We start from the raw sequence: 7,670 nt of genomic DNA, 5'->3' as shown, positions 1-7,670 counted from the left end.
GTTTTGTGAAGGTGAAAGTGCACCGAATACAAGGGATTCGGACAACGAAAAAGGCTCGGAACGGCGATTTTTTTATATCTAAATTATTTACCATCTTCTTAAAAAGAAAACCAAAGACTTTAAAAATCATAAACCCAAGAATGACACCAAAAACGTTAAGAATCACATCGTTTATATCAATTGTTCGATAAGGAAAGCCTAAGAACAAAGAAATAATTAATTGAAGGGATTCGATTACCACACAAAAACTAACTCCGTAAATCATTAACCTTATTTTCGTTACATTCAAAAGAAAAGGAAGACCAAAACCAAACGGTACGGTCAAAAGAATGTTATACAAAACTTGCTCATTAACAATATTGATATCGAAAGGAATCAAATTAATACCCGATGAAAATTTTAACTTTCTTCGCATGATCTCAGCCATTCCAGAAGAAGAATAGGTATAATAAATCTTTATATTTTTTATTTTTTAAATAGAAGACAATGAAAATCAATAAAATGATTCCTAATAATGCTGTTGACAAATCAAAATCAATTAACAACGTTGATCACTCCTTAACAAAAATTAATGCAAAGAGGGGCAGATTGCCCCTTATTATCTCCTATTGTTAATTTTTATCTTGTTTCCTGCCCTTTGGGGCGGCACGGTTTTTTGTTCCCTTCAGTCGTCGAGCTGCTCGATCAGCTTGTCGAGCTCGGCCCGCTTTTCCCGTTCCTTGTTCAGAAAGGCCTTGATGTTGGCGACCAACTCCTCGGGGCTGTCCCCGGTGACGATCTCTCCGTTGACCATGGCGTAGAGCGTCGTGGCGCACAGGCTGCAATTGCCGAGGCAGCCGTATTCCACAATCTCCGCTTCCAGCTCGGGGTCCTCCATGAGGGCATCGAGCGCCTTCTGCGATCCGTGAGCCAAGTTCGTGCTGCAAAACTCAATCACGACATCCATGTCCATCCCTCCTCTTCCGCCGCCATGGTCGCCGGAAGACCGCCAACACTAGCCGCGGGGCGGGCCGCTTTCGGCCAGGCCGAGGGCGGCCAGCTTTTTTAGCACCGGCTTCAGCTCGACAACCCCCTCGGCCACCGCGTCGCCGTCGATCACCACCAGCGGGTAGAAAAACTCGTCGTCCAGGACGCGCCGCGCCCACTCGGCATCGGCGGGCGTTTGGGGCGCGTGAATGTCCACGTAGCGCACGGTGACGCGCTCCGGACCGAATTTCCGCCCCAGCACCGCCTCCAGCCACTCCGCCGTCTCCTTCGACGACGGCGCGTTGACGCAGCTGGGGCAGCGCACGTCGGCGCCATACACGGTCACTTCGACGGGCATCGCCCCTCCCCTCCCTTCACAACCGGCCACGTTTCCCCGGTCCTTTTCTGTCATCGGCACACCGCTCCCCGCGCGAGTGCCGTCCCGCTGCCTTCCGTTCACGCCCCGGCCAGCGCTTGTTCCAGGTCCTCGATCAGGTCGGCCACATCCTCCACGCCAACGGAGATGCGGATCAGGCCGTCGGTGATGCCCAGTTCGGCGCGCCGCTCCGGCGGGATGGAGGCATGGGTCATGCGGGCGGGAATGGAGATGAGGCTTTCCACAGCCCCCAGGCTTTCGGCCAGCGTGAAGAGGCGCACCCGGCGCACCACACGCTCGGCCCGCGCGCCGTCGCCCACGTCAAAGGAAATCATGCCGCCAAAGCCGCGGGCCTGCCGCTTGGCCACGTCGTGCCCCGGATGCGTGGAAAGTCCCGGGTAGTACACGGCGCGGATGTCGCCGCGTTCGGCCAAAAACCGGGCCACGGCGGCGGCATTGGCCTCATGGGCCTCCATGCGCAAGCCCAGGGTGCGGATGCCGCGGATGAGCAGATAGGCGTCGTGGGGGCCGAGCACGCCGCCGACGGAATTCTGGAGGAAGTGCAGGCGCTCCCCCAACTCGGGATCCTTCACGACGACCAGCCCGGCCACAACGTCGCTGTGGCCGCCGAGGTACTTCGTCGCGCTGTGCACGACGATGTCGGCGCCGAGGGCCAGCGGGTTTTGCCAATACGGCGTCATGAAGGTGTTGTCCACGATGAGCAGAAGGCCGTGCTCGCGGCACAGCCGGGCCACGGCGGCGATGTCCGTCACCTTGAGGAGCGGATTGGACGGCGTCTCGATGACGACCGCCTTCGTCGAGGGGCGGATGGCCGCGCGGACGGCGTCGAGGTCGCGCGTGTCGACGAAGGTGGCGTCGAGGCCCAGGCGGGCGAACACCTTCGTCAGCACGCGATAGGTCCCGCCGTAGACGTCGTCGCCGACGACGACGTGGTCGCCCTGGTTGAAGAGCATCATCACCGTGGAAAAGGCGGCCATGCCCGAGGCGAAGGCGAAACCCCGCACGCCCCCTTCCAGGTCGGCGATGAGCGCCTCCAGGGCCGCCCGCGTCGGGTTGCCGGTGCGCGAGTACTCGTATCCCTTATGGTGCCCGACCCCTTCCTGTTTGTACGTGCTGGTGAGGTACACCGGCACGGTGACGGCGCCGGTGTGGGGGTCGCCGGTGATGCCGCCGTGAACGAGCCGCGTCTTCATCCGCATCGTCAGATTCCCCCCTGGTAGATCTTCTTGCTCAGGTAGCGCTCGCTGGAGTCGGGGAAGATGGTGACGACGTTCGTTCCCGGCGGCGCCTTCCGCGCTTCCTGAAGCGCCGCGTAGAAGGCCGCGCCGGACGAGCTGCCCACCAGCAGGCCTTCCCGCCGCGCCAGTTCCTTGACCATGTTGAACGCGTCTTCATCGGCCACCGTGTAGATGGCGTCAAAATACGCCGGATCGACGAAGGGCGGAAGAAACTCCATGCCAATGCCCTCCGTCTTGTGCGGCCCCGGCTCGCCTCCGTTCAAGATGGAGCCTTCCGGTTCGACGATGACCGTCTTGATGGCCGGGTTCTGCTCCTTCAAATAACGGGCGCAGCCCATGAACGTGCCGCCGCTGCCGGCGCCCGCGACAAAGATGTGCACCTGACCCTCCATCTGTTCCCAGATCTCCGGGCCGGTGGTCCGGTAATGGGCCTCCGGGTTGGCCGGGTTTTCAAACTGCTGCGGCACATAGGCGCCGGGAATCGTCGCCGCCAGCTCCTTGGCCTTCTCGATCGCCCCCTTCATGCCCAGCTCGGTGGGCGTGTGCACGATCTCGGCCCCGAGGGCGCGCATCAGCTCCTGCTTTTCCACGGAAAACTTCTCCGGCACGACGACGATCACCCGGTAGCCGGTGCCGATGGCGGCCAGCGCCAGACCGATGCCGGTGTTCCCCGCCGTCGGCTCGATGATCGTCCCGCCGGGCTTGAGAAGCCCGCGCCGCTCGGCATCCTCGATGAGGGCCACTCCCAGGCGATCCTTCACGCTGCCGCCCGGATTAAAAAACTCCAACTTGGCGAACAGGCGCACGCCTTCGGGAAGGTCAAAACGCGTAATTTCCACGATCGGCGTGTTGCCGATCAGGGCTTTGACGTTCGGGTAGACGTGTTTCACCGCGGACTCCCCCGTTCCAAGGTCCTTCCATCCGGTCCTCGCCATAACGGGCGGGCCGGGCAACCGCCATGGCCACGGCCCGCATGTTCATCATACCACGCCGTTTGCGGCAAACCAAACGTATGGTAAAATAAAGAGGCAGGTGGCGAGGTTAACGCAACCGAAAGGAGGCTTGAGCCGGCATGTCCCTGAAAGAGCAAGTGCAAGAAGTGCTCGACAAGCTGCGCCCGTTCCTGCAACGCGACGGCGGGGACGTGGAGCTGGTCGACGTCGACGAAAACGGCATCGTCAAGCTGCGCCTCATGGGAGCATGCGGCGGTTGCCCGGCGTCCACGATTACGCTGAAAGCGGGCATCGAACGCGCTCTGCTGGAAGAGGTGCCGGGCGTCAAAGGCGTGGAGCAGGTGTTCTGACGCGCCGAAGGAACAGCACGATCGTTTTACCGCGACGATCCCAGGTGCTGGTCGAAAAAGGCCAGCACCTTTTTTGTGTACGCCGCTGGATTGTGGGCGTAGGCCTTCACGTGGTCCGCCCCCTCCACCGTCCACAGTTCGACGGCGGCGTGCGCGCGGGCCTGTTGGGCAATCGCGCGGCTGTCCTCGAGCGGGATCTTCGCGTCGGCCGTCCCGTGAATGAGGAGCAGCGGTCGACCGGCGAAAGCCGCGACGGCGCGCACCGGGCTCATCGCTGCCGGATCGGCTCCGATCAGCGGGGGAATCAGGCTCAGGATGAGCGGCGTAAACGGGTAGTGCGGCAGCCCCGACCACACGGACAGGTTCTCCTCCAGGTACGCCTCCAGGTCGGCGAAGGGACTGTCGGCCACCACCGCGGCCACATCGAGCGACGCCGCAGCAGCTTGAATGGCCGTGGCCGCCCCCATGGAAAAGCCCAAGAGGCCCACGCGCGCATCGGGCCGGCGCTGTCGCGCGTATTGCACGGCGCCGAGCAGATCGCGCTGCTCCAAAATGCCCACCGTGGTCACCTGTCCCGGCGACTGGCCGCTGTTCCGAAAGTCAAACAGGAGCACGTCGTATCCCGCGCGGACGAGGTCCCGCGCCAAGGCGAGCGCCGGCACGTCTTCCTGCAGCCGGTTCTGGCGGTACCCGTGGGCGAACACGATGACGCCCGGTTTGGGCTTCGCCCCGTTGGCCTGGGCAGCCAGGTACCAGCCGTTCAGGAGGAGCGGCGCCTCGTCGCCCACGCTGGGAAAGGTCACGGCTTCATAGGCCAGCCCCCAATCGGCCGGCGTGCCCGTGAGCGGTTTGCGCGCCGGATGGGTGAGCTGCCAGCCCACGTAGAGGGCCACGCCCACCACGCCGCCGATCATCGCCACCAGGGCGGCAATCGTCCCCCACAGAAGGAAGCGGCGCCGCGGGGCGCGCGCCCGCCGCGCCCTCGCCACCGGCAGGTCCGTCCATCCCGTCTGGCCCTTCACCTTGCCTCCCTCCGCACGTCCGATGGGTTTGGCCCCAAAGCTTCCCTCGCCTCTCCGGTTGGCGCGACTTGGTCCCTCACCGCCGGCGATGCGCCCAGGCCTCCGGGTTGACCAGGTGCGCGGGGCGCTCGCCGCGCAAGGCGGCCAAACAGCCTTCGGCGGCGAGAAGCGCCATGTTGCGGCGCGTCGCCACGCTCGCGCTGCCGATGTGGGGCAAGAGCACAACGTTGTCGAGTTCCAGCAGGGGATGATCGGGCGGCAGCGGCTCCTCCCGGTACACGTCAAGCCCGGCGGCCCAGATTTTCCGCTCCCGGAGCGCGCGCACCAAGGCGTCCTCGTCCACCGTCTGCCCGCGGGAGACGTTGATGAAGCAGGCCGTCTCCTTCATCAGGGAAAACTCCCGCCAGCCGATCAGGTTCTCCGTCTCCGGCGTCAGCGGCGTAAGCAGGACGACAAAGTCGGACTCCCGGAGCAAAGTGTCCAGGTCCACGTACCGCGCGCCGAGGGCCGCTTCCGCCTCCGGGCGGCGCCGGCGGTTGTGGTAGAGGATGCGCATGGCAAACCCCTTGGCCCGTCGCGCCACGGCCTCGCCGATGCGCCCCAGGCCGATGATGCCCAGCGTCGCCCCGTAAACGTCGCGTCCCACGAGGAGGTTGGGCGACCAGGCGCGCCACTTTCCTTCCCGCAGAAAGCGCTCCGCCTCCGTCAGCCGTCGCGCCGTGGCCAGCAGAAGGGCAAACGCCAAATCGGCCGTCGTCTCCGTGAGCACGCCCGGCGTGTTCGTGACGAGAATCCCGCGCGCCGTCGCGGCGGCAACATCGATGTGATCGTACCCCACCGACATGGTGCTCACCACTTTCAGGCGCGGGGCGCGGTCCATCAGGTCCGCGTCGATGCAGTCGGTCACCATCACGTACAGCCCGTCGGCGCGCTCGGCCTCGGCTTCCAGCACTGCGCGGGGGACGGGTTCGTCGCGCTCCCACACGCCGATGTCGCAGTGCTCCGCCAAGCGCGCCACAATGTCGTCGTCCACCCTCCGCGTCAGGTACACGTAGGGTCGCGTCATCCCCATCCCTCCTTGTGCGAAGGCATCGCCTTGATGGCTCGCCGGGGCGGTTTCCCGCTTTAGCCTAACCAATCGATCCGCCGGATGCGCACGCCGTAACGCCGGCCCACCCAATCCGGCAGCCAGGAGAGGAGCGCCTCGACGCGCTGTTCCTCCTCGGCGATGGCGGCGCAGGCCGCCTCGGGCTCCGCGCGTTCGACCGATTGTTCTGTCCATTCCGACATCCAACGCTCCGGAAACAGCAGCCAGGCGTACACCGCTTCCCAGAACGCCCGGCGGATGTCCGGGTCGGCGTAGGCCATCTGCGCGTCGTACCCGTCGGCCCACGCGTCGAGATCGCCTTCCTCCAGCACCCACATGCGGCACCACCGCCCGACGTCCCGGGCGGGCAGATCCCAGTACCACTTGTGCGGAAAGCCGATCCAGCAGGTTCCGCCCGTCCCTTCGTGCACCGGCCACAGCGGAAAGGCGGTCAGGCATGGCGCAACGGCGCCGAACGCGCCGGCCTCCGCGTACCGCACCGCCGTTTGCGCCCGCTGCGTGAAATAGGTGTAGGTCTCCAAAAACCACGCGTCGGCGGCGCTCCCGATGCCGATGGCGGCCAGGAGATCCCGCTTCCGTTCGACCTGCGCCAGGCGCTTGCGCCAGCGCCGCGGCCACGTTCCGTCCGCGCGCAGCGCAGGCTCGATCCGTTCGCCCAGGGTCGCCGACGCCGCGTGCAGCGCGCCAAGGGCGTATCCGGCCTGGGCGGGATAGGCCGGAGCGGCCGCCGCGTCCCATTCCGTCACCACGTAGGCCACCGCATCGAGGCGGGCCACCGCGCGCCCGTCCTTCGCCCGGCGCACGACCGGCAGGCGCACGCCCTCGGGCACCGCCATGCGGGCGCACAGGCGAGCGAAAAGCGGCACCCGCGCCGCCCACCGCTCCGCCACCGGCCACGCGGCCCACACCGCATCGCCCGCCACCAGCCGCACGTGATCGGCATGCCGCACCACCTGCTGCGCGGGCACGCCGCACGCGGCCGCCCAACGGGCCTCCCCCTCCGCCCTGCGCGTCTGTCCCCGCTCGTTCACCGTCATCCCCCCGCTTCCGTTTCTCCCGCTTCAGCATGTATATGTGGGCCAGGACGGCCAATGCCCCATCCGGGGAGGCGACGGACGAAGGCGAGCACGAGGGGAAACACCTGGTCGCGCACCAGGTCGCTGAAGCCGTGCTGGCTGGGATCGGGGGGTTCGGCGAACAAGACGTAGCCGTCGGTCTCGGAATCGGGCGGCAGCGGCTCAAAACGCGCGATTTCGGCGCAATAGACCGTCTTGACGATTTCCGGCTCCGTTTCTGTCGGCGCCACGCGGTATTGGGCGATGCGCGCGATGGCCTCCACCACGCCGCCCGTCTCTTCGCGCACCTCGCGCACCGCGGCCTCCAGCGGCGTCTCGCCCGGCTCCACCTTCCCACCGGGCAGCTCCAAGCCGCGCCGCCGGTGGCGGGTCATGACGAGCTGCCCCCGATAAAACGGCACCACGAGGACGTGACCCGGGGCGGGATCAAAGCAGGCCGGATCGAAGGTGAGCCGAACCGTGCGGCCGCGTACGTCGGGAAAAACGTGCACGGGCTTTCCCCCTTTTTGCCCATCGAGTAGGCCTTCCCCCGCTGGGGCAGATTATAGGATACCTGCTGA

Annotated in this window: 10 protein-coding genes; 1 reads left to right on the top strand and 9 read right to left on the bottom strand. The window is 64.8% G+C overall.

The features are described from left to right. From IEX61_RS04310 to cysK, 5 genes are all read right to left on the bottom strand, one after another. The coding region (locus IEX61_RS04310) for a VanZ family protein (RefSeq protein WP_229725692.1) at window positions 1-427 on the bottom strand (427 nt) is incomplete at its 3' end. 237 nt (window positions 428-664) lie between these two features. Then, window positions 665-946: a DUF1450 domain-containing protein gene (locus IEX61_RS04305; RefSeq protein ID WP_188816886.1), complete on the bottom strand. Its 282-nt coding sequence runs from the start codon at window positions 944-946 to the stop codon at window positions 665-667. A gap of 48 nt (window positions 947-994) precedes the next feature. Further along, complete coding sequence (locus IEX61_RS04300) at window positions 995-1,324, bottom strand: YuzD family protein (protein WP_054672030.1); 330 nt, start codon at window positions 1,322-1,324, stop codon at window positions 995-997. Window positions 1,325-1,422: 98 nt separating this feature from the next. After that, window positions 1,423-2,562 (bottom strand): bifunctional cystathionine gamma-lyase/homocysteine desulfhydrase, encoded by a 1,140-nt coding sequence (locus IEX61_RS04295; protein WP_188816885.1) that lies wholly within the window; start codon window positions 2,560-2,562, stop codon window positions 1,423-1,425. 2 nt (window positions 2,563-2,564) lie between these two features. After that, the gene (gene cysK / locus IEX61_RS04290; protein WP_229725690.1) at window positions 2,565-3,491 is read right to left on the bottom strand and encodes a cysteine synthase A; all 927 of its coding nucleotides are present in this window, start codon (window positions 3,489-3,491) and stop codon (window positions 2,565-2,567) included. A 182-nt stretch (window positions 3,492-3,673) separates the two neighbouring features. Between cysK and IEX61_RS04285 the strand changes: the two genes are divergently transcribed. Then, window positions 3,674-3,904 carry a NifU family protein gene (locus tag IEX61_RS04285; RefSeq protein WP_054672033.1) on the top strand — a complete coding sequence of 77 codons (231 nt, stop codon included), beginning with the start codon at window positions 3,674-3,676 and terminating at the stop codon, window positions 3,902-3,904. A 26-nt stretch (window positions 3,905-3,930) separates the two neighbouring features. On the opposite strand, the gene IEX61_RS04280 is transcribed toward IEX61_RS04285, so the two are convergent. The 4 genes from IEX61_RS04280 to IEX61_RS04265 all read right to left on the bottom strand — a co-directional run bounded on the left by IEX61_RS04280 (window position 3,931) and on the right by IEX61_RS04265 (window position 7,601). Beyond that, a complete protein-coding gene (locus tag IEX61_RS04280) occupies window positions 3,931-4,926 on the bottom strand; it encodes an alpha/beta hydrolase (RefSeq protein WP_229725688.1) in 996 nt (331 codons plus the stop codon). A gap of 76 nt (window positions 4,927-5,002) precedes the next feature. Then, window positions 5,003-5,992, bottom strand: a complete 990-nt coding sequence (locus IEX61_RS04275) for a 2-hydroxyacid dehydrogenase (protein ID WP_188816883.1) — start codon at window positions 5,990-5,992, stop codon at window positions 5,003-5,005. 59 nt (window positions 5,993-6,051) lie between these two features. After that, on the bottom strand, window positions 6,052-7,071 hold the full coding sequence (locus IEX61_RS04270; protein ID WP_229725686.1) for a YutH/CotS family kinase-like spore coat protein: 1,020 nt from the start codon (window positions 7,069-7,071) through the stop codon (window positions 6,052-6,054). Beyond that, window positions 7,068-7,601, bottom strand: coding sequence for an NUDIX domain-containing protein (locus IEX61_RS04265; RefSeq protein ID WP_229725684.1), 534 nt, complete (start codon window positions 7,599-7,601; stop codon window positions 7,068-7,070). Before IEX61_RS04265 ends, IEX61_RS04270 begins: the two co-directional genes overlap by 4 nt. Between the last annotated feature and the right edge of the window lie 69 nt (window positions 7,602-7,670).

The organism is Calditerricola satsumensis (assembly GCF_014646935.1).
Lineage (GTDB): Bacteria > Bacillota > Bacilli > Calditerricolales > Calditerricolaceae > Calditerricola > Calditerricola satsumensis.
Note: the sequence above shows the minus strand (reverse complement) of the source record. Positions and strands in the feature narration are given on the sequence as shown.

What these genes read in the sequence shown, in the direction of transcription:
- IEX61_RS04270 (WP_229725686.1), bottom strand. Translation starts at nt 7,071, where the DNA reads ATGACGGTGAACGAGCGGGGACAGACGCGCAGGGCGGAGGGGGAGGCC.
- IEX61_RS04300 (WP_054672030.1), bottom strand. Translation starts at nt 1,324, where the DNA reads ATGCCCGTCGAAGTGACCGTGTATGGCGCCGACGTGCGCTGCCCCAGC.
- IEX61_RS04295 (WP_188816885.1), bottom strand. Translation starts at nt 2,562, where the DNA reads ATGCGGATGAAGACGCGGCTCGTTCACGGCGGCATCACCGGCGACCCC.
- IEX61_RS04285 (WP_054672033.1), top strand. Translation starts at nt 3,674, where the DNA reads ATGTCCCTGAAAGAGCAAGTGCAAGAAGTGCTCGACAAGCTGCGCCCG.
- IEX61_RS04275 (WP_188816883.1), bottom strand. Translation starts at nt 5,992, where the DNA reads ATGACGCGACCCTACGTGTACCTGACGCGGAGGGTGGACGACGACATT.
- IEX61_RS04305 (WP_188816886.1), bottom strand. Translation starts at nt 946, where the DNA reads ATGGATGTCGTGATTGAGTTTTGCAGCACGAACTTGGCTCACGGATCG.